This window comes from Labrys okinawensis, assembly GCF_002982075.1.
Taxonomy (GTDB): Bacteria; Pseudomonadota; Alphaproteobacteria; order Rhizobiales; family Labraceae; genus Labrys; species Labrys okinawensis_A.
The window spans coordinates 120,305-145,985 of sequence record NZ_PUEJ01000008.1 but is presented as its reverse complement, the minus strand read 5'-3'; the positions used below and the strand labels follow the sequence as shown (position 1 = coordinate 145,985).

Genomic DNA, 25,681 nt, shown 5'->3' with positions numbered 1-25,681 from the left:
CCCCTCTCCGAGGCGGGAGGGGAGAGGGGAATTGCCCCTTATACGCCGTAATCCATCGCCTCGAGATCGGCGATCAGGCCAGGCCCGACGGGCTGCCACCCCAGCTTGCGGCGGGTCTGCTCGCTGGAGGCCGGCATGTCGTGGCCGACAAACAGGCCGAGCCAGCCGAAATGAGCTCCGGCCTCGCCGGTAGCGATGGATTTGACCGGCACTTTCAAGCCGCGGCCGATTACTTCGGCGATTTCCCGCTGCGTCACGCCTTCTTCCGCCACCGCATGATATTTCGAACCCGGCTCGGCCTTCTCGAGTACGAGGCGGTAGAGGCGGGCGACATCGAGGATGGGGGCCGCCGCCCAGCGGTTCCGGCCCTCCTCGACATAGGCCGACACGCCCTTTTCGCGAGCCAAAGCGATCGCATAGGTGACGAGGCCCTGCCTGACGGTGTCGTGAACCTGGGGAAGGCGCACCACCGAAACGTTTCCGCCCTCAGCGGCCACTGCCGCGGCGGCCTCTTCGGAGGCCGCGCGGGGGTTTACTTTCGAACTGATCACCGGGCCATCCTCCCTGGCCAGTTCGCCGGGCACCGTGCTGGCCATGGCCGTGCCCGAAGTCACGATCAGGGGTTTGTCGGAGCCGGCGAGCGCGGAGCCGAGCGCCGCGATCACGCGGCGGTCATCCTCGCAATTGGCGGCGAAGGTCGAGAAATCATGGTTGAAGGCGAGGTGGATGACGCCGTCCGAACGGGCAGCGCCGGCCTTGAGGCTGTCGAGATCCTCCAGCGAGCCGCGATGGGCTTCGGCACCCGCCGCGGTCAGGGCCGCTACCTTCTCCTCGGAACGGACGAGGCCGAGCACCTGATGGCCCGCCCCGATCAACTCCTTTACGACGGCCGAGCCGATGAATCCGGTCGCGCCGGTCACGAATACGCGCATAAGCAAGTCTCCCAGCAAGATAGGAGACAAGCATCGGGCTTTGGATTATCCTGGTAAAGTAGTGACTTTATCGTATTATAATGGCTAACAGGATGAGCGGACAGACCACGCAGGAGATCCGGCTCGGCACCTATTTGAGGGATCGCCGCGCCAAGCTCGACCCGGCCGCCTTCGGCTTCGGTCCGGCGCGCCGCCGCACGCCTGGCCTGCGCCGGGAAGAGGTCGCCCAGCGGGCCAATATCAGCCCGACCTGGTACACCTGGCTCGAACAGGGGCGCGGCGGCGCGCCCTCGGCCGATGTGCTCGACCGCATCGCCCGTGCGCTCCTGCTGACCGAGGTCGAGCGCGAACATCTCTTCCTGCTCGGCCTGGGACGCCCGCCCGAAGTGCGCTACCGCAAGGGCGAGGACGTCACGCCGCGGCTGCAACGCGTGCTCGACGCTCTCCACCCGAGCCTGGCCCTGGTCAAGACCGCGACCTGGGACATCGTGGCCTGGAACAAGGCGGCGGCCGCGATTCTGACCGATTATGGCGCGCTGCCGCCGCAGCAGCGCAACGTCCTGCGCTTCATGTTCCTCGACCCGCGCGTGCGTGCCGCCCAATATGACTGGGAGAGCGTGGCCCGCTTCGTGGTGGCGACGTTCAGGGCCGACACGGCGCGCGCGGGAGCTGCGGCAGAAGTGGAGCCCCTCATCGAGGAGCTCTGCCGGCTCAGCCCCGAATTCGAGGCCATGTGGCGCGACAACGATGTCCGTGCCCATGGCGACGGCGTCAAGCGCCTGCGCCACCCTGTGCTCGGCCCGATCACGCTGGAATATTCGGCCTTTGCCGTCGACGGCCGCCCCGATCTGAGCATGCTGGTCTACAACCCGACTCTGGAAGACCGCGACAGGATCAGGGCCTTCCTCGACGGGCTGGCAAGCCCCTCTCCCGGGTCGGGAAAGGGCAGGTCAAGTTAAACGCGAGGGTTCCCCTCACCCCTGCCCTCCCCGGCGCGCGGCTCGCGCCATTCGCTCACCATCGATTCCCGCATGGCCCACGGCATTCGGGATGCCGCCTATCTGCAGCGTCTCCAGCACGAAAACGACCTCGAAAAACCGGATTTTTCCAGGCTCTGCGCCGCCGTGGAAAGAAGCTGAGAATCCGCGCGGCGCCCCGGGGGTTCCCCAGGGCCACCAAAAAAGGTATGAGCGTCGCCACATCGCGTTGAATTGAGCGAGTCATCATGACCAGTCCTGCCGCCGAAACCCGCCAGCTTCTCGAGGCTCTCGGGGTTCCGGCCAGCCGCTTTACCGGCGGCTCCCGCACCGTTCGCACCCCTCTCACCGGCGAGGCCATCGGCGCCGTCAAGGACGACAGCCCAGCCGGAGCCAAGGCCGCCATCGGCAAGGCACAGGCCGCTTTCGAAGCTTGGCGCAAGGTGCCGGCACCGCAGCGCGGCGAACTGGTGCGCCTGCTCGGCGAGGAACTGCGCGCCGCCAAGACCGAGCTCGGCCGCCTGGTCAGCCTCGAAGTCGGCAAGATCGCCTCCGAGGGCCTGGGCGAAGTGCAGGAGATGATCGACATCTGCGACTTCGCCACCGGCCTGTCGCGCCAGCTCTACGGCCTCACCATCGCCACCGAGCGCGGCGACCACCGCATGATGGAGCAATGGCATCCCGCCGGCGTGGTCGGCGTGATCTCGGCCTTCAACTTCCCCGTCGCGGTGTGGAGCTGGAACGCGGCGCTGGCCTTCGTCTGCGGCGACAGCGTGGTGTGGAAGCCCTCCGAGAAGACCCCGCTCACGGCACTGGCCGTGGAAGCCATCTTCAGCCGCGCCGCCAAGCGCTTCGGCGGCGTACCCGACGGCCTGTTCACCCTCATCCTCGGCGCCCGCGAGGTCGGCGAGGCGCTGGTGGAGGATCCGCGCGTGCCGGTCGTCTCCGCCACCGGCTCCACCGCCATGGGCCGCATCGTCGGCGAGCGCGTCGCCCGCCGTTTCGGCCGCTCGATCCTCGAGCTTGGCGGCAACAATGCCTCGATCGTCACGCCCTCGGCCGATCTCGATCTTGCCTTGCGCGCCATCGCCTTCGCCGCCATGGGCACGGCCGGCCAGCGCTGCACCTCGCTGCGCCGCCTGATCGTGCATGACAGCGTCTATGACGAACTCGTCGGCAAGCTGAAGAAGGTCTACGCTTCCATCAGCGTCGGCAATCCCCTCACCACCGAATCGCTGGTCGGTCCGCTGATCGACAAGGCCGCCTTCGACGGCATGCAGAAGGCGCTTGAGGAGGCCCGCAAGGCCGGCGGCACCGTGCATGGCGGCGCCCGTGTCACGGAAGCCGGCCCGCAGGAGGCTTATTACGCCCGTCCGGCCCTGGTCGAGATGCCGGAACAGGTCGGCCCCGTCGTTAACGAAACCTTCGCCCCGATTCTCTATGTGCTGAAATATAGCGAGTTCGACGAGGCCCTGGCGCTGCAGAACGGTGTGCCGCAGGGCCTGTCTTCCTCGATCTTCGCCACCGACATGCGCGAGGTCGAGCGCTTCGTCTCCGCCCAGGGCTCCGATTGCGGCATTGCCAATGTCAATATGGGCCCGTCGGGCGCCGAGATCGGCGGCGCTTTTGGCGGCGAGAAGGAAACCGGCGGCGGCCGCGAGAGCGGCTCGGATGCCTGGAAGGCCTATATGCGGCGCCAGACCAGCGCCATCAATTACGGCCGGACCCTGCCGCTGGCGCAGGGCGTGAAATTCGATGTCGACGACGGAGGGACGAGCCCTTGAGGATGGCGGAGACGAGACGCTTGAGAAACCTTGAATTTGCGCTGGCCGGCTGTGTGACAATCGGCTTCCTCACCTTCCCCGGTCTGGCACAGGCGCAGACACAGGTCCAACAAGCCCCCTCGCAGGCCGTGGCGGTTGCAGCGCCCGGCCCGGTCCTCAAGGCCAAGGCCAAGCTCGAAAAGCGCGCCAGGCGTACCGGCACCACGGCCGCGGCCGTTGCCGCCGCTCCCGAAGCGGTGAAAGCGGGCGAAACCACGCTTGCCGCCATCCCCCTGCCGCCCACCCGCCCGCGCGACATAGCGGGGGCCAGCCTGGCGGTTCCCCCCGCGCCCGAAGCCGAGATCCAGACTGCCAGCATCCCGACGGCAGCACCGGCAGCCGTGCAGAAAGCCGCCGCCGAGCCTTTGAATCTCAAACCCATCGGCGATGTCGATTCCCTCATCACCAAGCATGCCGCCCGCTACAACGTGCCCGAGAGCCTGTTGCGCCGGGTGGTCAAGCGTGAAAGCGGCTTCAATCCCGGCGCGCGCAACGGCCCCTATCTCGGCCTGATGCAGATGCGGCTCGATACCGCCCGCGGCATGGGATATCAGGGCGGCGCCGCCGGCCTGTTCGACGCCGATACCAACCTCACCTATGGCGCCGCCTATCTCGCCAATGCCTGGCGCGTCTCGGGCGGCAGCCCGGAGCGGGCGGTGCGGCTCTATTCCAGCGGCTACTATTACGAGGCCAAGCGCAAGGGCATGCTGCCGCATCTGATCAAGGGCAAGCCCAGCCGCTGAGGAGGCGCCTTCTCCGCGCGTCGGGGAAGGCTTTTCGATCTCCGGTGGCACCTCGCACCAAAACCGACATGTCCCAGCCTGAACTCAGCATCATCATCCCCACCAAAGACCGGCCTGAACTCCTGCAGCGGGCGCTGGCCTCGGCACAGGCTCAATCCTTCCGGGATTTCGAGCTCGTCGTGGTGGATGACGGCGACGGCAGAGGGGCGCGGCTGGCGGAGGACCTCGGCCTCGATCACCTGCAGGCCCTGCTCAGCGGGGGCAGCGGCCAGGTTCCGGCCCGCAATCTCGGCGTGGCCGCAGCGCGAGGCCGGCGCATCGCCTTCCTCGATGACGACGACTGGTGGGCAGAACCTGACCATCTCGAGCGTATGCTCGCCAAGTCCGACAGCCGTGGCCTCCTCTATGCCTCCGGCCGCATCGTTGCCGAGGGCCAGCGTGCCGATGCCGGCAGCGAACTCGCCTTCGAGGCCCATGCCGATGCCGAAGCCATCCGCCGCGACAACCGCCTGTTGGTGTCAGGCGTGATCTATCCGCGCAGCCTGCACCAGAATCTCGGCCCGTTCGACGACAAGCTGCCCTATTACTGGGATTGGGACTGGTATCTGCGCCTGTTCGCCGCCGGCGTGCCATTCTCCGGCCCCCAGGGTAATGCCGTGCGCATCTCGGCCAGGGACGACAGCGTCTCGGCCGCCGTCAATCTCGCCGCCCGCCAGGCCAATCTCGGCCGCCTGTCCGCCAAGCACGGCCTCGGCCAGCTCGTGCTGCGCAATCACGAATCAATCGCCAGGGAGGGCGGCCGGCCTTCGTGAGGAAGATCCGCCGGGCCTGCCATCCCTCCCATGAAATGCCCGCCGATTGCCGTAGCGTTTCGGCAGGCCGGCGGAGCATGCTTGCAGATCGGCGATTGCTCCCTATGATCTGCCTCAACCATAACGAACATCATTCAGGGAGAACCACATGTCCGCCATGCTCCTCAACCGTCGCGGCCTGCTTTCCGCCGGCGCCGGACTTGTTTTGACGGCCCTCTCGGCGCCTGCAAGGGCCCAAAAGCGTGTTCGCATGGTGGTCGCCACCGGCGGCACTGGCGGGGTTTTCTATCCCTATGGCGGCGGCCTCGCCAAAATCTTCTCCGAGAAAGTCCCCAATCTGCAGGCAACGGCCCAAGTCACCGGCGGTTCGGTCGATAATGCCAAGCTGCTGCATGCCGGCGAGGCGGAGCTTGGTTTTTCCACCCTCGATTCCACCTATGACGCGATCAACGGTCTGGGTGCCTATGAGCAGGACGGCAAGCAGGATGTCGCGGTGCTCGCCGTGCTCTACGATTCCTTCCTGCATGTGGTGGCGAGCAAGGATGCCGGCATCAACCGCATCGCCGATCTCAAAGGCAAGCGCGTTTCCATCGGCTCGGCCGGCTCTTCTACCGAATCGATCGCGGACCGCGTCCTGGCCGCGGCCGGGCTCGATCCCAAGACCGACGTGACACGCGACAATCTCGGCGTGGCCGAATCGGTCGGCGCGCTGAAGGACGGCAAGGTCGCCGCCTTCTTCTGGATCGGCGGCGTACCGACCTCGGCGGTGCGCGACCTCGCGACCACCGGCCAGCCGCCGATCTCCTTCATCCCGGCCGATGCGGAACTCGCCGTGGTCGAGAAGAAATATCCCGGCCTCTACCGCCCCTTCCTCCTCAAGAAGGATGCCTATGCCGGCTTGAGCGGCGATGTCGCGGGCCTCGGCATCGCCAATGTCCTGATCGTCTCGGCCAAGGCCGAGGACAGCCTGATCACCACCATGCTGGACGGCCTCTTCAACAATCTCGACGAGGTCCACAAGGTGCATCCCGAAGCCCGCAAGCTCTCGCTTGCCACCGCCGCGACCAAGACGGCCGTGCCCTTCCATCCGGCGGCGGAGGCTTACTACAAGGCCAAGGGCGTGCTGAAGTAGTCCCTGGGATCGCCGGCATCCCTTCGGCTCTTTCACTTGCGAACGCGGCGGTTTCCAAAGGGGGCTGGAAGCCTGCGATCCCGGAAAGATTCCCCAGCAAAGTCAATCAGGCTCCATGCGTGAAACCGAAACCAGGGTCGAGCTGACCGAAGAGGAATTCGAGCGGCTCTCCTCCGACAATGAGGGCGGCCCGGCGGCGCATCTGTCCGGCTGGCTCGGGCGGGTGACCGGCCTTTCGCTCTTCGGCCTCTCGGCCTATGTGCTCTACTGGACGCAATTCGCCGTCAACACCACGATCTACCGCGTCAGCTTCCTGGCCATCGTACTGGCACTGGTCTTCGCTCTCTTTCCGCTGGTGCGTGACCGCACGCCGCGCCCCGCCTCGATCGAGGAATGGCTCGCCGGGCTCATCGGCGCTCTCGCCTGCCTCGCTTTGGCAACGCAGAGCGGCATCTTCGCCCGCAGCCTGCCGGCGGCGTTGCAGCTCCTCGTGATCGGCCTGTGTTTCGCCCTGATGCCGTTGGCGACACGCAGCCGGCTGCTGATCGACACCCGCGTGCTCGACTGGATCCTGGTCGCGCTCTGTATCGGCACGGCGCTGGTGCTGTGCCTTACCATCGAGGACTACAAGGCCCGCCCGACCCGCCCGACGCCGGAAGAACTGGTACTCGGCGGGGCGCTGATCCTGCTGGTCCTGGAAGCGACCCGCCGCACCGTAGGTTGGATCCTGCCGGCCATCGCCATCTTCTTCCTGATCTACTGCTATTTCGGGCCCTATATCCCGGAGCCCTTCGACCATCGCGGTTTCTCCCTGCAGCGCATCATCGGCCAGAACGCCCTGACGCTGGAGGGCCTGTTCTCGACGCCGCTCGACGTGGCCGCGACCTTCATCATCCTGTTCACCATCTATGGTGCGGTGCTGGAACGAGGCGGCGCCGGTAAATTCTTCATCGACTGGGCCTTCGCCCTGTTCGGCAAGAAGCCCTCGCCCTCCGCCCCCGGCCGCGCCGTCGTGACCTCGGGCTTCCTGCTCGGTACGGTGTCGGGCTCGGGCGTCGCCACCACGGTGACCATCGCCTCGCTCGCCTGGCCGATGCTGCGGCGCTCGGGCTATACGCCCAACGTCGCCGGCGGCATGCTTTCGGCGGCCGGGATCGGTGCCACCCTGTCGCCGCCGACGCTCGGGGCTGCGGCCTTCATCATCGCCGAATATCTCAATGTCGACTATCTCGACATCCTGATCTACGCCATCATTCCGACCTTACTATATTACCTCTCATGCTGGCTGATGACGGAGGCCGACGCCCGCCGCCTCAAGGTCACGCCGGTGAAGACCTCCGACGCTTCGCTGTGGCAGTTGACGGTGAGCGAGGGCTATCACTTCCTCTCGCTCGGCGCGATCGCCGTCTTCCTCATCCTCGGCTTCACCTCCTTCCTGGCGGTGTTCTGGTCGATCGCCATCGCCTTCGGCCTGTCGATGATCCGCGAGCACAGCCGGTTGGTGACACCGCGCGCCTTCGCCATCGGCGTGATCGCGGGCCTCGCCGCCTATGGTTTCGGCGTGTCCGGCCTGTCGGCTCGGTTCGGCCTGGTCAATCTCTTCGACGGGCGCATCTCTGTATGCGTCTTCTGGGGCATGGCAGCGGCCACGCTCGCCTCCGGCCTCGAAGCCTGGCTGGCCCTGCGCGCCGGGCGCGCACCGGATCCTGCCGCCACGCGCATGATCGAGGCCCTGATCGACGGTTCGCGCTCGGTACTCGGCATCGCCTCGATCTGCGCCTGCGCCGGCATCATCGTCTCCGTCGTCAATCTCACGGGTCTTGGCCTGACCATCTCCTCGATCATCGTCACGCTCGGCGGAGGCGAACGGGTGGTGGTGATCATCCTCGCCGCCATCGCCATGTGGATCCTCGGTACTGCCGTGCCGGTGACGGCGAGCTACATCATTGCGGCCGTGATGCTGGTGCCGGCGCTGACCGGCGTCGGCGTGCCGGAGCCGGCCGCCCATATGTTCATGTTCTACTACGCGGTGCTGGCGGACGTCTCTCCGCCGACGGCACTGGCGCCCTTCGCCGCGGCAGCGATCACCGGCGGCACGCCCTTCCGCACCATGATCCAGGCCTGGAAATACACGCTGCCGGCCTTTCTGGTCCCCTTCATGTTCTGCCTGACGCCAGACGGCCTGCGGCTGCTCATGCTCGCCCCCGGCGGCGGCTGGCCCGCCGATCTCGCTGAATGGCTGCAGGTGCTGCTGACCACCGCCACCTCCTGCCTCGCGCTTGTCGGCCTCGCCATGGGCGCCACCGGCTATGCCCTGCGCCATGCCAATGCGTTCGAACGCATCCTGGCCACCATCGGCGGCGCCCTGCTGCTGGCTGCCGATGCCTGGGCCGATCTCGGTGGAACCGCCTTCCTCGGCGCGGCCCTGCTGCTGCATTGGCTGCGCGTGCGGTCCACCCTCGGCGAAAGGGAGGCATAACGCCTTCACCATCGAGCATGACTTTGCCTATTCCGCCTCGGCCCGGGTGCGTTCCACCAGCAGGCGGGCACAGGTGCGAAAGGCATCGAATTCCGCCGTCAGGTCTTCGACTCCGAGGCGTTCGCGATAGCGATCGGCCAGCTTGCTGGAAAACATCCAGGTGCCTCCACCCGGATTGACCTCGATGATGTAGAGCTCGCCGGTCTGCGCCCGCAGGATGTCGCAGGCCTGCAGCGCCACTTCCGGCATGGCCCGGTAGGCCTGCGCCGCCAGGGCGAGGATGTCGGGCTCATGGGTGGCGTAGACGAAATTGTCCGGCGGTGCCGGCATGAAATCGGCCACGTCATAGGTCTCCCTGCCTAGGTCGAGCGCCAGCGGCCTGGTGGATTCACGCCCGAAGGTGAAGATGGTCTCGCCGAACAGGGTCAGGACGCGGCAAGTCATGGCATGCCCGCAATCGATGAATTTCTGCGCGATCATCGGTCCCTGCCGCCCGGGATGGTCGGGCGGATAGTCCTCCGGTGGCCGGTAGCGCACCTTGCCCCTGTGCTGGAGTTCGACCCCCTGGCCCCAGGATGCGAAGGGGTAGGATGGCTTGACCACGACCAGGGGACCGTAGGTCTCGGGCGAGAGCACCGTGTCGGGGCGGATCTCCTCGAAAGGCGGTACCGGCACGCCGGCCGCCGCCAACCGCTGCACCTCGGCGAGTTTCGACATCGGCTGGCCCTGATAGATCCTGCCCCTGTCCGGCTTGAAGCGCTGCAGCCGTATCGGCGAGAAGATCAGGGCAGGCCGCGCCGCAGCCTTCTTGCGCGTATAGGAAGACGGGGCATCGTTGGAAGCGATGAACACCTCGATGTCCGGCGCCATCTCCTGGACGAAGCCCTTGATGGCCTCGAAATCGGCGACGCTTTGCCAGCCCTGGCTATGCACCAGCACGAGATTGCGGGTCGGTTCCATCCGAAATGGCCCTCACTGGTCCACAGGCACGATGCCGCCAAAGGCCGCAGCTTTGACGCGATAGGCCAGCACGCCGGGCGCGAGGCGCGAGGCTTCGGCGAAATACCCGCCCGCCTCGGTATGCCGGCCAAGATCGAGACAGGCCAGCGCCGCCAATTCGCAAGCTTTGTCCGCGAACAGGGCCCGGTCGAAGGCGAGCCAGCCGTCGGGTAGCCGGTCCGGATCGATGCCCCGCAGGAGTTGCGCGACCTCGAGGGCCTCCTCCGCCTGGCCGATCGCAAGGAGAGCATGGCCCTTGAGGAAATGCAGGGCATAGTCGTCGGGTTCGCGCGCCAGCGCCGAAGCGATCAGGCCGGTGGGATCGCGTCCCTGCCGCAGTTCGGACCGCACCAGAAATTGATGAAGAAGGCTCGCGGTCGCGCTGCGATTGTCGTCGTCCTGTCCCTCGGTCCGTTCGAGGCCTTGCCGGGCGGCCTTCTCCGCCTCTTCCCACCGGCCGAGCCCGGCATAGGTTTCGGCCAGATGATGCCAGTAGAACAGCCGGTCCGGATCGCCCGGCAGGGCCTGCTCCAGCAAAGCCAGATTGCGCGGATGTTTGTGCGAGATGTCGCCGTCATAGCCCAGATGATCGATCTCGACATCGGTCTGCACCACCGGCCAGCCCTCCAGCCGGCCCACCGCCTTGATGGCAGGTACCGCCGTCTCGTGGATCATGCCTGCGAAGCGGATACGCCGATCGGCCCGGAACAAGCGCCATTCGCGATAGCGGGTGAAATTGGTCTTGGGCCGGAAACGGACGAAACCGGCGACGGCCACGGGGTCGATATAGTCCGCAAGGCGGCCGCCACGCGGCAAGCCGAGGCGCTCATCGGCATCGATATAGAGCACCCAGCCGGTTCGAACATGATCGAGGCCGAAATTGCGGGGGCCGGCGAAGTCGCCTCGCCAGGCCTGGTGCAGAAGGTGCACGCCCGCCTGCTCGGCGATTTCGATCGTTCCGTCGGTCGAACCGGTATCGACCACGACGATCTCATCGACCCTGCCTGCCAGCGAATCCAGACATCCCGGCAGGAAGCGGGCCTCGTTCTTCACGATCATCGCCGCCGATATGGTCACCCGGCCGTGCATCATGACAAGTCCAACGTCCTGGATAAAACAAAGCCTCCGATGCGACATTGTCCGTCACCGGAGGCTCGGAATTGAGCAGTGCGCCATTCAGGAAACCGATAGTTCAGCTGTAGGTAGGAGATCGGGGGCTGTCAATCAGGCTGCACCGACAGAGATCCTTTGTTTTCCTCGCGAATCACCACCAGAAATGCGTCTCGAACCATTATTTCGAGCCCTTTTGGGCCGCGAGAGGTAGCATTGGGTTGTCGGTACCGGAATACTGTAACCCATCCGCCACATCTCGTGGCGAAAATGTGGCGGACACCCGACACGCCGGGCAATTCCTTTGACTTGGAATCACGGCTCTCCCATAGCTTCGTACATAGGAATGTTTCGGTGTCGGACGAAACTCGGTACCGGGCGAGAACGGGGGGCATCATGTTCAAGGCAGTTTTCGCACCGACCGTGGTGGCCGTGGCCCTCTTTGCGGGTGCCGTCAACGCTGCCGACCTGGCGCCCCAGGCCGTTGAGCCAGTTGCTCCAGCCTACACGCCCTTTGACTGGTCCGGTCCCTATATCGGCCTGCACGCCGGTTATGGCTGGGGTCGTGAAAGCGACAATCATTCTTCCGAGAATGGCCCGATTTTGCCCCCCATCCAGCCGACCAGTGTCGCAGCCGATCATTTCGACATGAACGGCTTCGTCGGCGGTGCCCATGCCGGCTACAATTACCAGATCAATCAGTTCGTCGTCGGTGCCGAAGCCGATATCGACTACGCCGACGTCAAGGGCAGCCATCGCTACAACTATGCTGGTGGTTCCTGGACTGGCCGTCTGCAGATGAAGAGCGAATGGCAGGGTTCGGTTCGCCTGCGCGCCGGCTATGCCTTCGACAACATCCTGCTTTATGCCACCGGCGGCGTCGCGTTTGCGCAAGGCAAGCTGTCGGATCGGGGGCAGCTGTTCGGCAACGCCTATGGTACCAGCGACACCAACACACATGTGGGCTGGACCATTGGCGCCGGCGCCGAATATGCCTTCACCCAGAACTGGATCGGGCGCGTGGAAGTGCGCTACACCGACTTCCAGAAGAAGCGCTATGTGGTCACTGATCCAAGCGTCAAGGCCGGCTGGACCCAGACGACCGCGACGGTCGGCGTCAGCTACAAGTTCTGATCCGGTCAAACGGATTTCGACGGGAACCCGGCTTATGCCGGGTTTTTGTTTTTGGGGTCCTGCTATAGAGGAGGCAGCCGAAACCGAAACGGGGTGTGATCTCCATGATGTCGCTGGAAGGCAAAAGGGTCTGGGTCGCCGGCCATCGCGGCATGGTCGGGGCCGCCCTGATGCGGCGGCTGCAAAACGAGGGGTGCACCCTGCTGACGGCCGGCCGGGCCGAGCTCGACCTCAGGCGGCAGGCCGAGACCGAGGCCTGGATCGAGCGGACGCAACCCGAGGTGATCTTCCTCGCCGCAGCCAAGGTCGGCGGCATCCTCGCCAATGCCAGCCTCCCTGCCGATTTCCTCTACGACAACCTCGCCATCGAAACCAATGTCGTGCATGCGGCCGCGCGAGCGGGGATCCGCAAACTGGTGATGCTCGGATCGAGCTGCATCTATCCCCGCGAAGCCGCCCAGCCGATCGATGAAGACCAGCTCCTGTCAGGCCCGCTCGAGCCGACCAATGAGTGGTATGCGATCGCCAAGATCGCCGGAGTCAAACTGGCCCAGGCTTATCGGCGCCAGCATGGCTGCGACTTCATTGCCGCCATGCCTTGCAATCTCTATGGCCCGCACGACAATTTCGATCTGGCGTCGAGCCATGTCCTGGCCGCCTTCATCCGGCGGGTGCACGAAGCCAAACTGCAGGAGGCACCCTCCATCGAGATCTGGGGCAGCGGCACGCCCCGGCGCGAATTCCTGCATGTCGACGACTGCGCCGACGCTTTGGTGCGCCTCGCCAAGACCTATTCCGACGAGAAGCCGATCAATATCGGAGCCGGACAGGACATCACGATCCTGGACCTGCTGGAAGTGGTGAAACGCGTCGTCGGCTATGCTGGTGGCACCAGGCATGATCGCAGCAAGCCGGACGGCACGCCGCGCAAGCTGATGGATTCATCGCGTATCGCCGCGCTTGGCTGGCGCCCTCGCATCGGACTCGAGGAAGGCCTCGCCGAGACCTATGCCTGGTACCTTGCCGAGGAGAGCAGAGATAGGTCTGCGGCGCCCTAGAGCAAAGCGCGTTCAAGCGTGAGGCTAATTTGCTCTAACTCATTGTTCTGACGCGTCTTTGCGATTCTAGGTGACTCCGTCTAATCGCAAAACGCTATAGCTTTCTCGGCCGTCTCATCCAGCCCTATTATTGCCGCGCTCGGCTTCGAGATCGGCGGTCATCATCTCCGTGACCAGCGCCTCGAAACTCGTATGATGTTGCCACCCTAACATGCTTCGCGCCTTGGCGGCATTGCCGACGAGATGGTCGACTTCGGTGGGGCGGAAATAACGCGGATCGATGCTGACGAGTTCGCGCCCGCTGGCCCGGTCGACCCCCCTCTCCTCCAGGCCGGCGCCGATCCAATCGAGAGAGCGGCCGACATGAGCGAAGGCCCGCTCGACGAAATCGCGCACCGAATGGGCTCGGCCCGTCGCGAGCACGTAATCATCGGGTTTGTCCTGCTGCAGCATGCGCCACATGCCCTCCACATAGTCGCGGGCATGGCCCCAGTCGCGCCGGGCTTCAAGATTGCCGAGATAGAGCCTGTCCTGCCGGCCGGCCTCGATCGCCGCCACCGCCCGGGTGATCTTGCGGCTGACGAAGGTCTCGCCACGCAGCGGACTTTCGTGATTGAACAGGATGCCGTTCGAGGCGTGCAGGCCATAGGCCTCGCGATGGTTCACCGTGGTCCAATGGGCATAGAGCTTGGCAATGGCATAGGGGCTGCGCGGATTGAAGGGCGAGCTCTCGTCCTGCGGCTGATCGCTCCGGCCGCCATAAAGCTCGGAGGTGGAGGCCTGATAGAAGCGGCAGCGCCCTTCCAGCTTGAGAGTGCGGATCGCCTGCAGCAGGCGCAGAGGCCCAACCGCATCGATGTCGGCGGTATATTCGGGCATGTCGAAGCTGACGCGCACATGGCTCTGTGCCGCCAGATTGTAGATCTCGTCGGGCCGCACGGCATCGACCACCCGTACCAGGCTCTGTCCATCCTGCATGTCGGCATAATGGATATGCAGGCGCCGTCCCTCGACATGCGGGTCCTGGTAGATCGCATCGAGCCTCGCCGTATTGAAGGAAGAGGACGGCCGCTTGATGCCGTGGACCTGATAGCCTTTCTCCAGCAGCAGCCTGGTGAGGTAATAGCCGTCCTGGCCCGTCATGCCCGTGATGAGCGCCGTCTTGCTACTCAAGCCCCTGCCGTTCATGCCGCCTCCCTCTGCCGGCATCCCTCATCGAAGAGGCAGCCAACTTGTGCCTCCGGTATGGATCAGAGCACACGCCCCCGCAAGCCGCAGAAGGAATGCCTGCTCGCCAGTTGAGTTATGATCGGTGAGCGGTTAGCACTCGAAGCCGATCCCCCTTGCGCAAACAGGCTGCCTTCGCATGTCCCAGGAACCGCCCTTTCTCAATGCCATGGAAGCCCGCGTCTTCGGCTGCCTGATCGAAAAGCAGTTGCTGACGCCGGACGCCTATCCGCTGACGCTGAACGCACTGCAGGCCGCAGCCAATCAGAAGACGTCGCGCGAGCCGGTCATGGCCCTGGAGCCGGGCGAGATCGGCCACACGCTCGCGACGCTGGAACAACAGGGGCTGGTGCGCCGCGCCTTCGGCTCGCGCGTCGAGCGCTATGAACATCTCGCCGGCCAGCGCTTCAACCTGACCAAGCAGCAATCGGCCCTGCTGGCGGTGATGCTGCTGCGCGGCCCCCAGACCCTGAACGAGTTGCAGACCCGGACCGATCGCATGGCAAGCTTCGGCTCGGCCGACGAGATCAGGCAGGAGCTCGATCTGCTCGCCAGTGCCCGCCCGCCGCTGGTCAAGGAAATCGGGCGGGCGCCGGGCCAGCGCGAGGACCGCTTCGCCCATCTGCTGTCGGGCGATGTCGAGGTCTCCATGCTCGCTGCCCCTGCTCCGCGCCCCGCCGCAGCGTCCACATCGGCCATCGCAGAACTCGAGGAGCGCGTGCGCGCCCTGGAAGAGCAGGTTGCCGACCTCAAGGCGCGCCTCGACGCCGTGGGCGCCTAGTTAGGGGATGCTGCCGCTGGCGGCGATCCAGGACGATAGTATTTTGCAGGGCCAGCAGACGCAGACTCACGCCGGATAGTCCCTCTTCGGGTGAATCAGTTGGTTCTCGCCATCTTCCATCGCTTCCCAACCGAGAAATTCGGCGATCCGTGTGGCAAGGTCTGAATACCAGCCATAGCCGGGCGGGCTGTCGGTGCCGACCCGTACTATGCGATCGAACAACGGAATGAACGCTCCGTTGCTGCCCCATCCACCGGAGCCGGCGGTCTTGACGATGAGCCCGTCCACCCAGGGCTTTCCGCTGCGCCGCTCACATCGAGACCCAACCCTGGCGCATTTTCTGGAATAGTCGACAGATAGTTCGATTGGAAATCGCCTCACCCCAAATTGGTTCCGCTTGCGCCGGCCTCACGCCGCCTCCCGGCGATCACGGGCGCGGTCATAGGCACTCGGCTTCTGGCGCCAATGCCCTTCCACGGCCTCGGCGATCAGGGCCCCATAGACGGCGTCGATGACGAGGGCGTTGCAGATTTCGTCAAACCAGGGATCGCCCTCCCTCAGCGTCGTAAAGGATGCCTTGCGCTCCCTGGGATTCCAGACGTTGAGCTTTATGCTGTCGAAGCGCATCGCGGTGCGGGAGAGACCGAAGCCGATGTGAGCGGCGCCATCGAGAGGCCCGGCAAGCAGGCCGCCGATCTGCACGAGATGAAGCTCCTCGAAAGCCAGGGTATAGTCGGACATGGCTGACATCTCCCATTACGGGCAAGCCCCGTGGCTCATGGGAACAATGTTCCCAATATGGGTACATCTTGTCAACCCAAGCTGTGACGAAATCAGAAAAAATGCCAGCCGGCGACGACCTTGCCGACGATCTGCAGTTCATCCTCGCTGCGGGCGATCTGGACATGGCCACCATTGTCGCTGATCACCCGGATGGTGTTGTCGCCGAGGATCTTGGAGGTTTCGATACGCTTGGCCTGGATGTCGCCCCAGCGGTCGCGGATGGCATAGATGCCGTCGGGCGAGGGGATGCGGTGGCGGGTATCGATGATCAGCGGTGTGCCCGGTGCGATGGTCGGGCGCATGGAATCGCCCTTGGCCTCGATGATCAGCAACTCCCCCGGCTTGGCGCCGATTCCCCGCAGGAACCAGGGCGGGAACACCCACGCATCAGGCTTGACCGCGTCCCGCGTCTCGATCTTGTCGCCGTCGCGGTAATAGGCATGCGCCACCTGCCCGCCGCCCCCCATGCCGGCGCGGGCGTCGACCTCGACGATGCCATTGCTGGGAATGCGCGGCGGCGCATCGGGATCGAGCGGCTCGGGCGCCTCCGGCTCGAAGAAGCCGTCGGGCTGGTGCTCGTCGGGATCGAAGGAGGTGAGTTGCAGGCGGTTCGACATCAGATCGCCGGGATCGACTTTCAGCGCCGCGGCGGCCCGCACGATCCATATGTCCGAAAGGCGCCGCTCGCCCCGCTCCAGCTTCACGAGTTGGGTCCGGGTTGTACCCATTTCCCGGGCCAACGCTTCCTGCGACAGGCCTTTGGCGGTGCGCAATGTTTTGAGATTGTTCCCCATACGGGCACAATGCCTCAAAAATTACAGTGTGACTAGCATTATTTTTGGGAACATCCCTCTTGCCTTATGTACCCATATTGGGTACATTCGAGTCATAGCCATCGCTCGCCCAACCGGCTCAGGACTAGTGACCTCGAGGAGGCGGTATCTCCCGGCAGGCAGTGCGAAAAAACAGATTAGGCAAGCGCCTTGCGCGCCCCGCATCGTCTCCCGGAAATCCGGAGGCGTCCCGCGGCGCCGTGGCGGACCGTGGCCCGACGACAGAAGAAGGAGGCCGCCTCATGCAGCAGCCGGACGATCCGGGCATTGCCCACCACGACATCGCAGCCGACGCACGGCCGGATGCAGCTCCCGACGGTGGCAGCCGGCTGCTTGCCCTCGCCCTGTGCGCTCTCTCCGGCGGACTCCTGGCCGCAACAGTCAGCCTGGTCGCTGCCTGGCTGCGATGAGCGCCCGCCCTCCGGCTCCCCTTTTCCCCCATCCCTTTCATCGGAGATCCACATGGCGATGCCGAATAGCAAGCCCCGGCACTATTGCGCGGCGGACCAGCTCGAAACCGCGCGTGCCCTGCGCGCCAAAGGGGCCAATCTGCGTCAGATCGCCCGAGCCCTCGGTCGCAATCATCGTGCCGTGGTCGCCCTCCTGGCCCAGCTCGGTCCTTCCCAAGGCGAGAGCGAGGAGACGAGCGAGCAGGATCGCCAGGCGCAGGCCTATCGCCGGGCAGCACTGCAGCATCTCTACGACATCCGGCGCGAACACGGCTTCGACAAGCGCTGGGAAAGCTACGCCCTGCGGTCGGAGACGGCGATGCCCCTCGACAGCTGGCGTGCCCTCGACTTTTCTCCCATCGGCTCGCCCGCCGAGATGTGTGCCGGCTTTCTGGAGCGCTGAAGCAACCGTGATCTGCAACGCCGTCATTCCCGGTGCGGGCAAAGCGGCGGGGAAGACAATCCAGGGGTCGAGCGCCACTGCCGGGTGGTCCTGGACCCCTCCCCCCTCAATGCGATCAGCTGGGGTGACACCTCATCCGCACTGAGGAGTGATTAAATTTATAAGCCAGCTTAATAACTTCACCGGCCGCAATGCGCGATGTTCGCCTCTTTTTTGCTTTTCCCCTCAATCCTTTCTCTCATCAGGAGGACGCCCCGAATGCGCCCCTCTCCTTTCTTGAAGATCCGTCAACGCGAACCGTCGGGCCGGCTCCAGCGCGAGAGCGTCGCCGAAATCACCGCCACGGCCACCCGGAACCGTATTCGCGTGGGCGTCCGGCCCGGGGACGCACGCAGCCAGCTCGCCGGTTCCGTGTTCGGACGACTCTGCCTGCAACAAGAGATCAATGCCCGGCAATATGAGGCGGGCTGCCGCTTCGGCGTCACCGTGGTTCGTTACGCCAAGGTCATGGGCTTTGCCTCGCTCAATCCGCGCTCGCTCGATATGCTGATGCTGGGCGGCGGCGGTCATGGCGAGGAGGCTGGCGATGCCGAGGCGATTGCCCAGGCGCGCCGGCGCTATGAGGACATGTTCACCGCCCTTAACGACGCGCCTGACGGCAAGCGCTATCTCCGAGCTCTCAAGACCTGCATCCTGCAGAACCAGCACGCCGAACTCGGTGATTTGCGCTGCGGATTGAATATTCTTTGCCGACTATGGGGTTGACGCCAATCAGCCAATATGGCAAATTGAGACTATGAGGAAAAGCGCCCGGCCGAAAGGTCTGGGCGTTTTTTTGTGCTCTGCGCTCGCTTTGGCGAAGAAGCTTGGCGACCATCCCCTAGGAACTCCTTCGTCGATAACACGCATCAAATCGGCCCAGCCCTTCTCATTGCCGGGCTTGGCCGGCGCTCCAGCCTGCCTTCCAAGCATCGCAACCGGAGCCGACCCGCCCGGTCCTGCAACACTGTGACCCACTGACCACACGCCAGAGACTGTCGGCCCCTTCCCGGGGCCGCCGCCCCCCGGCGTCCTTACGCCACGCTCGAAGGTGCGACACCAACTCCCTGCGGGCACGCCGATCGCAGCCACATGCGAGCCTGTCGCGAGACCATTCCGCTTCCGGCGAATGCAATGGTTCCGGGTCCTCGCCGGAAACCCGCCCCCCATCCTTGAACATGTCCCATCCCCCACCCCCGCCTTCGGCGGGGGTTTTTTTGCCCGATGGACCCCCATGCCCCGTTTTCCAGACTATGACCCGGAGAGTGGCCAGGGCCTGCAATTCCCCGTTGCTGCTCCCAGCCAGGTCCCTGCCGAGGCCGCCGCCTATCAGGCCAGGGTCGATCGCCAAAACGCCTTCGACGACGAGGAGCGGTTCAACCAGCGCCGGCAACAACGCCAGGCCGAGCTCGACGAAGCCGCGCGCACCATGCCCCCCGCCGCTACCGGCTTTGCGGCCGGCATCATGCAGAGCACGCAGAAGGGCGACAGCGCGCTGCTGGCGGCTGTTTCGCCGGCCAATCGCCCTGCCTTTGCCGCGAGATTGGCCGCCGAACGCGAGGCCCTGCTCGGTCAGGCGGCGGCGATCGAGCGGCAGGGGCGCGCGCGCTACGAGGCCGGGGAACTCGATAACGCCTTTGCCGCCCATGAGCAGGACGTGGCCCGCGATCCCTCGCTGCTGGCGACCGCCCGGCAAGCCTATTTCGGCCTGGTCGACAGTTCCGGGCAGACGCCGGCCCAGAAGGCCCAGCGCCGCCAGGATGCCGAGCGCGGCCTTGCCATGGCGGCCTGGCGCACCCGCTTCGCCGATGATCCGGAGGGTGGCGCCGCCGCCCTCGACCGAAATGACCCGGCCTTCGCCGCAATCCCCAAGGCGGAGCACGACCAGCTGATCGGCGATGCCTTCCTCCGGCGCGACCAGAACCAGGCCCTTGCCCGCGGCGCGCTCGAACCGACGCTACGCGATGCCGAGACGGCGCTGACCAGCGTAGGCCGCTATGACGGCGTCCTGCCGGACGAGGCCCGCTTCGTCGCGGCCTATGGCCGCGAGGACGGTCCTCGCCGCCACGCCGAGTTCCAGCGCATCGTCAAGCTCGGTGCTGATGTCGACGCCATCAAGACGATGACGCCGGCCGAGCAGACAGCCTGGCTCGCCCGCCTCGGGCCCAAGGCGTTCGAGTTCACCGGCAACGGCCCCGATTTCGTGGAGGGACGGGAGCGCCATGCACGAGCCGCGCAGGCCATCGCCCTCAACCTGGCTGCGCGCAACAAGAACCCCAACGCCTATGTCAGGGCCGTCTATCCCGCCATCGACAAGCTCTGGACCGAGGCGGAGAATTCGCCTGACAGGCTGAAGGCAGCGCTGGCGGCCACCAACGCCGCCATGGACGGGCTGGGCCTGCCCGCCCAGGGCCGCGCCGTGCTGCCCAAGGCGATGATCGACAAGGCGCTGATGCGCTTCGGCGACACCGCCAGGCCGCTCTCCGAACGCATCGCTCCCTTCCGCGCCCTGATCACCGCGCCCGACGATCCCGCCCAGCAGGCCGGCTTGTTCGCCCAGGCCATGCGACTCGGCCTGCCGCGCCTCGCCGCGCCGGCGCTCGCCGCCTATGGCAGGGGCGACGACGACAACGCCGCTCGCCTGCTCCTCGCGGCCTTCGGCACCAATACCGCCTTCGGCAACCGGCACCCACAGCCGGCCGCCGGCGCGAAGCTCGCCCAGCCCGCCGACTCGGCCGCCTCCACCGCGCCGACGAGCCCGCTCGCCCTGCGCGGCGGAGCGGGTGCTGCCGGCACCCGTGCCGCCTGGCAGCCGGTGCGCACCGACACCGCCATCGATCTCGGCCCCGCCATGGCCAGCGAACTGGCGAGGCTGCAAGCAGCCGGCAGGAATGGTCTCGATCCCCTCACAGCCAAATTATTTGATAATATAGTCCAGAACACCCTGTCCCTGAACGGTGGCGACCCCTACGACGCCGTTGCCCGGGCCAGCCAGGCCATCCGCCGGGCCAGCCCCTCGCTCTATGCCGCTGCCCAGCCAAGGACCGTCACCGACGTACAGCCGGGCGTCGGCATGGCTCAGGACAATGGCGGTGCCCGCGTAACGGGGTCGACCCCGAATAAGCCTGCCAATCCGCCCTTCGAGATCCCCGAGGGGTCGGGCAAGCCGGCCAATGTCAATACCGCCCCTGCAATACCCGCATCGCCCGGCGCCACCGTCGACAATGCCGGCAAGGCGGTCATCCAAAGGCCAGGCGCCACAACCGCCAAGCCAGTGAATGACAACGCGCTCAAGACACTGCCTCCGCAGCCTCGCCCAGCAAACCCAGATCGTCAGCGCTCCACGCAGCCGCGTTCCCTGCCCCCGTCAGCGAATGAAATGCTCCGACGAAATCCGGGTAGCCGCGGAGCAGATCCCTTGGGCTTGCTGCTGTTCGATGAAGCCAAGCGGCCCCAAGACGCCTCGGCACCCTATCCCGACTCGCCGGTACCATCGAGTTATTCGCTTTCTCCCTTCGGTGGGACACGCATCGGACCCGCCATAACGGGCTTCATACAGCGCCAGGTCGAGGCACTTCCGCGCCGGGATGATGTGGGGATGGATGCGCATGCGAAGTCCGCAGAGTTCGGCGACTTCAACACCGCGCTCGTTGCAGCACGAAGAGACCTGTTTGCCGATCAGGTCGACGGCAGCTACCGACCGTACTACACGGTCGGTGACTACGACTTCTCCTTCGCTCGTGGGCCTAACGCCGATAGCGAAGCAACAGTCGTCGCAGTGCGGAAATCCAAGCGTGAAGCTGCCTGGTTTTCCGGGTGGTTCGTCCACGACGAAGGTGCCCCAGCCGGTCCGTGGTCCGGCACGCCAGCGCCGGAGATAGAGCCCGCTCCGGCCACGGAACCGAAGCTAGGGACGGTACCACTTGGCTCGCAAAGAATACCCAAGATCCCCCAGTCGGAGCAACAGCGAAATTCCCCTCTCGGCGCCTTCGGGATATTCCCCACTCCCGCGCAGCCTCCGATCCTGAACTCACCTGCCGGCGGCGAAGATGGCGAAAACGGCCCAGAGCCTCTCGTCGAGCCGCTTCCGCCCTCGCCCCCGGATCAGCCCTTCTTCCCTAGCGACTACTATGCCGCCCGTAAGGCGGGTCTGACTAGACAACAGGCTCTAGACACCGCGATCAGTAACTATCGCAACAAGGGAAGTGGGTTCGAAACCTACAAGGGCGGCGCCTCACCTCCGACTGTGCCACCTCGCCCTCCTCAAGATCCAAGCGATCCTTATGATGAGAAGAAGTATGACAGCGAATTGATATTAACCGGCAGTCCCCGAGCAGCCCTCAAAGCGGCCAGGAATGCCTATCGCTCCGCACCTCCAAATAAAGGCACAGATGGCCTTCCCGTCCCAACTGTTTCTAACAAGTCACCGAAAAGCCCGTCATATCCCCCACCTGTTCTTGGTCCGGGCGAACATATCGACATGGCGGATTACAGCTACCATCGGGACGCGAAAATGAATACGGCTGATGCCTTGGAGGCTGCCAAAGCCGATTTGCAAAAACGGATCAAGGATGCCAGTCAGGGCGGGGCGGCGCCAACGGTAGCCGACTATCCGCTCGACGGAGAAGCGCCAAAGCCAGCCAATGACGAAACATCCTGGGTCCGTTTTCTCCGGGCAGCAATCATTCAGGGCTATGCCGACTGGACGGTTAGAGAACGCCAACAGCAAATCGAAACCGGTATCCAACAAAGACAACCTGACGTTACAGTCGCCGGCGTCACTGACGGTGCGCCAGTCTTCAGCATGAGTCAAAAGGCTCGTTTCGACTACAATGCTGCTGACCAAGACAGTCTTGCTGCGGATGAAGTTCGGCTCGATAAGGCAAGACGAGATAAATTCGGCGGCAGGCCGATGACGAATGAGGCACTGAAAAACAGTCACGGAGAAATCGTCGTAATCCAGAAACTTCACGAGGCAGGTCAAACTGAAGGTAAACTTCTCTACTTGGTCGTCAACGGACGCGATGTTTGCGGATGGTGTGAGCGCGACATCCCTAGGGCCGCAAGCGCTGCAAAGCTCAAAGGTGTGATCATCTATGAAACGGCGACAGGGCATACCAAATATTGGCATCCCGATATGGAAGAAATTATGCAAGCAGAGGAAAACTCCCAATGATCAAGAATGGTTTCTATATTAGTTGGTTCATTCGTGACATTCCTCGTCCAGAGGGTGGAGGTGGTCAGTCAAATTGTGATTGGAACTTAGTACTGAGTAAATTGGAATCCTTACATCATGAGGACGGCTCGGTAACGTTAAAATATGATAATGGAAAACGGGAATATAGAAAATCCTTAAGTGCCTATGCGCAGAACGATCATTTCTTTATCGTCTTCAATGATCGAGAGAATGGCGAACCATTTCGCCGTGTATCGTTCGACGAAAATATCCCATGGAGCGAATACGAAATGCAAGGCGCCGATTGGGATGCTCGTATCATCTTTACCGACTACGATTTGGTCTATGACGTGTTCAAGCAGTTTTTCGACACTCTAAACGTCGTCTCACCACGGCTCTACCCGTGAGATGAGCGGTACCATAGCCGACGTGCTCCGATGATACTCCGACTGGCGCCTTCCATCGGATGCGGACTGCCTGAGTAGACTTTTATCCTCTCGCCGGGCGCCAAACCAGGTGAGCCAGCGCGGATCGTCATGGCGCGCCGGACGCCGACGTCCGGAGAACCGGATGTGTGGCCATCCTTCGATGGCGGACAGGCGGGTCCGATACCTCGCCCTCCCCAGACCGCCGCGGCACCTTATGACCAGGCGGTCTATGACAGCCTGTACACATCCCCGGCGGCAATCCGGCCTATGCCTACTCCATTGCCCGCACCATGCAGGCGGTCCAGCAAGGGGCCCAAGCCAAACCGACTCCGGAAGGACAGGAAGGACGTCAGGCTGCTTGGGAAACGCGCTGGTTCATCCCCGAGGGCGATCCAGCCCTGGCCAGAATTGGAAAGCCCCCGCCGGAGCAACCGCGAGCCTCCTCTCTCGGTACCTTCGGCATATTCCCTGCCACCGCGCAGCCTCCGGACCTGAGCTCACCCGCAGGCGGCGATGACGGCGAAAACGGCTCCGAGCCTCTCGTCGAGCCGCTTCCCGCCTCAAGCCCGGATCAGCCTTTCGATCCCGGCGATTACTATGCTGCCCGAAAGGCAGGACTTAACAGACGGCAGGCCCTAGCGACGGCAATCAATAATTATCGCAATCACGACGGTGGCTCCGAAATCTTCAATGTGAATGACACAAACAGCAATCTTGACAAGAACAAAACAAGAACATTAAATAACCCAGACTTTCAACCTCCGCCATCTTCTACGGACGAGCCTTATGATCGCCGCGACTATGATCGCCTCACCAGGGAAGGCCATTCAGGCGAAGTTGCATATGAGGCCTCAAAGGAGCTTTCCAACAAAGAAAGCGGGGCATCTTTCCCAGTATTTCGCCTGGAAACGAGGAAGGCACATCAAATTTCTCAGCTGACCAGGATAGGCCAACCAAGCGGGGCAAAGGTGTCACAAGCCCCCAGATTCCAAAACTGAAGGACCGCCCGCACCCACCAGGAATGAGCAGAACTGATTTCGGGGATAAAGTGCTGAAATGGAGAGGCTCCCCTGATGAAATACTTAGGCGAAAGTCTGAAATCAACGCTTCCGAGATCGAACGCATGAAAGCAGCAGGTACAACAAAGTCCATGATTGAATATTGGTTTAATATATATCAGAATGATTTCTCGAGAAACAACAACAACTACGTCGCCCCCACAAGAATGAAATTGATGCAGACGATCTTAAATTACTGGGAGGATTAATGAAATGGAATACAAAACAGATCTTCACATCGTTAATAGCGCAAAACACAATCTTCTCGTCATACTAGAACCATTTGCTGAATTTTTTACATTGGAGCCAGATGAACACTTAACAATTACGGGTGTCGGCGGCGAACCTGGTGACAACTTTGAAATTCAATACGCAGGAAAATACGTAATGGTGCATGCATGGCCAAATAGCATCGCCACTGTTTATCGTGACGGTGTGGAATTAGACCCGGAAGATCAGGTTTTTCCTAGAGATGATCCATAGGGTGGCGAAGCAACGATCACATCTCCACAATCCGATTTTATCTATTATCGGTCTATGAACTCCCCACGGGTCACTTCATGTCAACGGAGGTGATATGAAACCTTCCTTCAAGAAAACAAAATTTTGCTTCTTTTCGTTTTTTGTTTTTGGAGAGATCTTCGAGAATTTTGTCGAGGCTTTTTCTGAAAAATTCGAGGCATTCACGGAAAGCCGAAGCTGGGCCATCAATCCTCCAATCCTGTTCCAGAGAGAAGACGGCGACGAAGGCGAAGAAGAAGGTCCTTTTATTATTGGCGGGGAACTAAAGATATTCGATACCTTGAAAGGCAACGTCGACAGGGACGACGACATCAGAAGCTACCATGATGTCAAGAGCATCATCGACTTCCTGACCGATGAGTCTTTCCGATATTCCGCCGAAATCGAGTTCACGCTCGATGGCGAGGATATCGGCGACATTTCCAGTGGAGTCGTCTCGGAGCTTTTGTCCGACGTGCTGCTGGGTGAATGGCGCAAGCAATTGAAACTGCCTGAGAGTTGACAGGATTGCGCAATTGCAATGGAATTTTTTGTAATCGAGCGCGCGACTTGGTCATGCCGATAGCAGATTAATCAGAACCCAGTATGGACCGCCCAGCCTAGCTCACGAACACTCGGGCATCGCGAGGGTTGGCTGGACTGGGAGTTGGACAAGGAACCGTTGCAACTTCAAGTTCAACGACCCGCACCGCCGATCGAATGTCTTTTGCCGGTTATACGACTGACAGACATCGTCTCCCGGCATATTGTGAACCTGAGACATTGCGTCCGGTCTAAAAGGCC

Annotated in this window: 25 protein-coding genes; 18 read left to right on the top strand and 7 right to left on the bottom strand. The window is 63.4% G+C overall.

Translation table 11 applies throughout. The features are described from left to right. Positions 1–38 precede the first annotated feature (38 nt). Positions 39–932 (bottom strand): SDR family oxidoreductase, encoded by an 894-nt coding sequence (locus tag C5L14_RS21260; RefSeq protein WP_105864079.1) that lies wholly within the window; start codon positions 930–932, stop codon positions 39–41. 92 nt (positions 933–1,024) lie between these two features. Here C5L14_RS21260 and C5L14_RS21255 point away from each other — a divergent pair, with 92 nt between their 5' ends. From C5L14_RS21255 to C5L14_RS21230, 6 genes are all read left to right on the top strand, one after another. Further along, a complete protein-coding gene (locus C5L14_RS21255) occupies positions 1,025–1,891 on the top strand; it encodes a helix-turn-helix transcriptional regulator (RefSeq protein ID WP_105864078.1) in 867 nt (288 codons plus the stop codon). 266 nt (positions 1,892–2,157) lie between these two features. Further along, a complete protein-coding gene (gene amaB / locus C5L14_RS21250) occupies positions 2,158–3,693 on the top strand; it encodes an L-piperidine-6-carboxylate dehydrogenase (protein ID WP_105864077.1) in 1,536 nt (511 codons plus the stop codon). 20 nt (positions 3,694–3,713) lie between these two features. After that, positions 3,714–4,475, top strand: a complete 762-nt coding sequence (locus tag C5L14_RS21245) for a lytic transglycosylase domain-containing protein (protein WP_245443476.1) — start codon at positions 3,714–3,716, stop codon at positions 4,473–4,475. A 68-nt stretch (positions 4,476–4,543) separates the two neighbouring features. Beyond that, entirely contained in the window at positions 4,544–5,287 is a 744-nt protein-coding gene (locus C5L14_RS21240; RefSeq protein ID WP_105864075.1) for a glycosyltransferase family 2 protein, read from the top strand. Between the two features lie 148 nt (positions 5,288–5,435). Then, on the top strand, positions 5,436–6,419 hold the full coding sequence (locus C5L14_RS21235; protein WP_105864074.1) for a TAXI family TRAP transporter solute-binding subunit: 984 nt from the start codon (positions 5,436–5,438) through the stop codon (positions 6,417–6,419). A 115-nt stretch (positions 6,420–6,534) separates the two neighbouring features. Then, positions 6,535–8,898, top strand: coding sequence for a TRAP transporter permease (locus tag C5L14_RS21230; RefSeq protein WP_105864073.1), 2,364 nt, complete (start codon positions 6,535–6,537; stop codon positions 8,896–8,898). A gap of 27 nt (positions 8,899–8,925) precedes the next feature. On the opposite strand, the gene C5L14_RS21225 is transcribed toward C5L14_RS21230, so the two are convergent. Both C5L14_RS21225 and C5L14_RS21220 read right to left on the bottom strand, forming a co-directional pair. Next, complete coding sequence (locus C5L14_RS21225) at positions 8,926–9,858, bottom strand: hypothetical protein (protein WP_105864072.1); 933 nt, start codon at positions 9,856–9,858, stop codon at positions 8,926–8,928. 12 nt (positions 9,859–9,870) lie between these two features. Further along, positions 9,871–10,989 (bottom strand): glycosyltransferase, encoded by a 1,119-nt coding sequence (locus C5L14_RS21220; protein WP_181161278.1) that lies wholly within the window; start codon positions 10,987–10,989, stop codon positions 9,871–9,873. A 414-nt stretch (positions 10,990–11,403) separates the two neighbouring features. Here C5L14_RS21220 and C5L14_RS21215 point away from each other — a divergent pair, with 414 nt between their 5' ends. Continuing rightward, positions 11,404–12,141 carry an outer membrane protein gene (locus C5L14_RS21215; protein ID WP_105864070.1) on the top strand — a complete coding sequence of 246 codons (738 nt, stop codon included), beginning with the start codon at positions 11,404–11,406 and terminating at the stop codon, positions 12,139–12,141. A gap of 104 nt (positions 12,142–12,245) precedes the next feature. Beyond that, entirely contained in the window at positions 12,246–13,199 is a 954-nt protein-coding gene (locus C5L14_RS21210) for a GDP-L-fucose synthase family protein (RefSeq protein ID WP_105864069.1), read from the top strand. Between the two features lie 114 nt (positions 13,200–13,313). On the opposite strand, the gene gmd is transcribed toward C5L14_RS21210, so the two are convergent. After that, positions 13,314–14,372 carry a GDP-mannose 4,6-dehydratase gene (gene gmd / locus C5L14_RS21205; protein WP_105864218.1) on the bottom strand — a complete coding sequence of 353 codons (1,059 nt, stop codon included), beginning with the start codon at positions 14,370–14,372 and terminating at the stop codon, positions 13,314–13,316. Between the two features lie 193 nt (positions 14,373–14,565). On the opposite strand from gmd, the gene C5L14_RS21200 reads away from it, so the two are divergent. After that, positions 14,566–15,207, top strand: a complete 642-nt coding sequence (locus tag C5L14_RS21200; RefSeq protein WP_105864068.1) for a YceH family protein — start codon at positions 14,566–14,568, stop codon at positions 15,205–15,207. Between the two features lie 66 nt (positions 15,208–15,273). Here the strand turns inward: C5L14_RS21200 and C5L14_RS21195 are convergent, their stop codons facing one another. The 3 genes from C5L14_RS21195 to C5L14_RS21185 form a co-directional block, all read right to left on the bottom strand. Then, entirely contained in the window at positions 15,274–15,495 is a 222-nt protein-coding gene (locus tag C5L14_RS21195; protein WP_105864067.1) for a hypothetical protein, read from the bottom strand. Between the two features lie 120 nt (positions 15,496–15,615). Continuing rightward, positions 15,616–15,948 carry a hypothetical protein gene (locus tag C5L14_RS21190; RefSeq protein WP_105864066.1) on the bottom strand — a complete coding sequence of 111 codons (333 nt, stop codon included), beginning with the start codon at positions 15,946–15,948 and terminating at the stop codon, positions 15,616–15,618. Between the two features lie 92 nt (positions 15,949–16,040). Further along, positions 16,041–16,784, bottom strand: coding sequence for an XRE family transcriptional regulator (locus tag C5L14_RS21185; protein WP_105864065.1), 744 nt, complete (start codon positions 16,782–16,784; stop codon positions 16,041–16,043). A 281-nt stretch (positions 16,785–17,065) separates the two neighbouring features. Here C5L14_RS21185 and C5L14_RS30435 point away from each other — a divergent pair, with 281 nt between their 5' ends. The 9 genes from C5L14_RS30435 to C5L14_RS21165 all read left to right on the top strand — a co-directional run bounded on the left by C5L14_RS30435 (position 17,066) and on the right by C5L14_RS21165 (position 25,400). Next, complete coding sequence (locus C5L14_RS30435) at positions 17,066–17,233, top strand: hypothetical protein (protein WP_181161277.1); 168 nt, start codon at positions 17,066–17,068, stop codon at positions 17,231–17,233. Between the two features lie 52 nt (positions 17,234–17,285). Continuing rightward, the gene (locus C5L14_RS21180) at positions 17,286–17,675 is read left to right on the top strand and encodes a hypothetical protein (RefSeq protein ID WP_105864064.1); all 390 of its coding nucleotides are present in this window, start codon (positions 17,286–17,288) and stop codon (positions 17,673–17,675) included. A 258-nt stretch (positions 17,676–17,933) separates the two neighbouring features. Continuing rightward, positions 17,934–18,440 carry a hypothetical protein gene (locus C5L14_RS21175; protein ID WP_105864063.1) on the top strand — a complete coding sequence of 169 codons (507 nt, stop codon included), beginning with the start codon at positions 17,934–17,936 and terminating at the stop codon, positions 18,438–18,440. 508 nt (positions 18,441–18,948) lie between these two features. Next, the gene (locus C5L14_RS21170) at positions 18,949–22,890 is read left to right on the top strand and encodes a cytidine deaminase-like fold-containing protein (protein WP_105864062.1); all 3,942 of its coding nucleotides are present in this window, start codon (positions 18,949–18,951) and stop codon (positions 22,888–22,890) included. Next, positions 22,887–23,297, top strand: coding sequence for a DUF6911 family protein (locus tag C5L14_RS30070; protein ID WP_146126990.1), 411 nt, complete (start codon positions 22,887–22,889; stop codon positions 23,295–23,297). Before C5L14_RS21170 ends, C5L14_RS30070 begins: the two co-directional genes overlap by 4 nt. A gap of 311 nt (positions 23,298–23,608) precedes the next feature. Continuing rightward, complete coding sequence (locus tag C5L14_RS30065; RefSeq protein WP_146126989.1) at positions 23,609–24,316, top strand: hypothetical protein; 708 nt, start codon at positions 23,609–23,611, stop codon at positions 24,314–24,316. A 23-nt stretch (positions 24,317–24,339) separates the two neighbouring features. After that, positions 24,340–24,585 carry a DUF4951 domain-containing protein gene (locus C5L14_RS30985; protein WP_428832643.1) on the top strand — a complete coding sequence of 82 codons (246 nt, stop codon included), beginning with the start codon at positions 24,340–24,342 and terminating at the stop codon, positions 24,583–24,585. Between the two features lie 4 nt (positions 24,586–24,589). Then, a complete protein-coding gene (locus tag C5L14_RS30060) occupies positions 24,590–24,859 on the top strand; it encodes a hypothetical protein (RefSeq protein WP_146126988.1) in 270 nt (89 codons plus the stop codon). A 94-nt stretch (positions 24,860–24,953) separates the two neighbouring features. Beyond that, positions 24,954–25,400 (top strand): hypothetical protein, encoded by a 447-nt coding sequence (locus C5L14_RS21165; RefSeq protein ID WP_105864061.1) that lies wholly within the window; start codon positions 24,954–24,956, stop codon positions 25,398–25,400. Positions 25,401–25,681 lie beyond the last annotated feature (281 nt).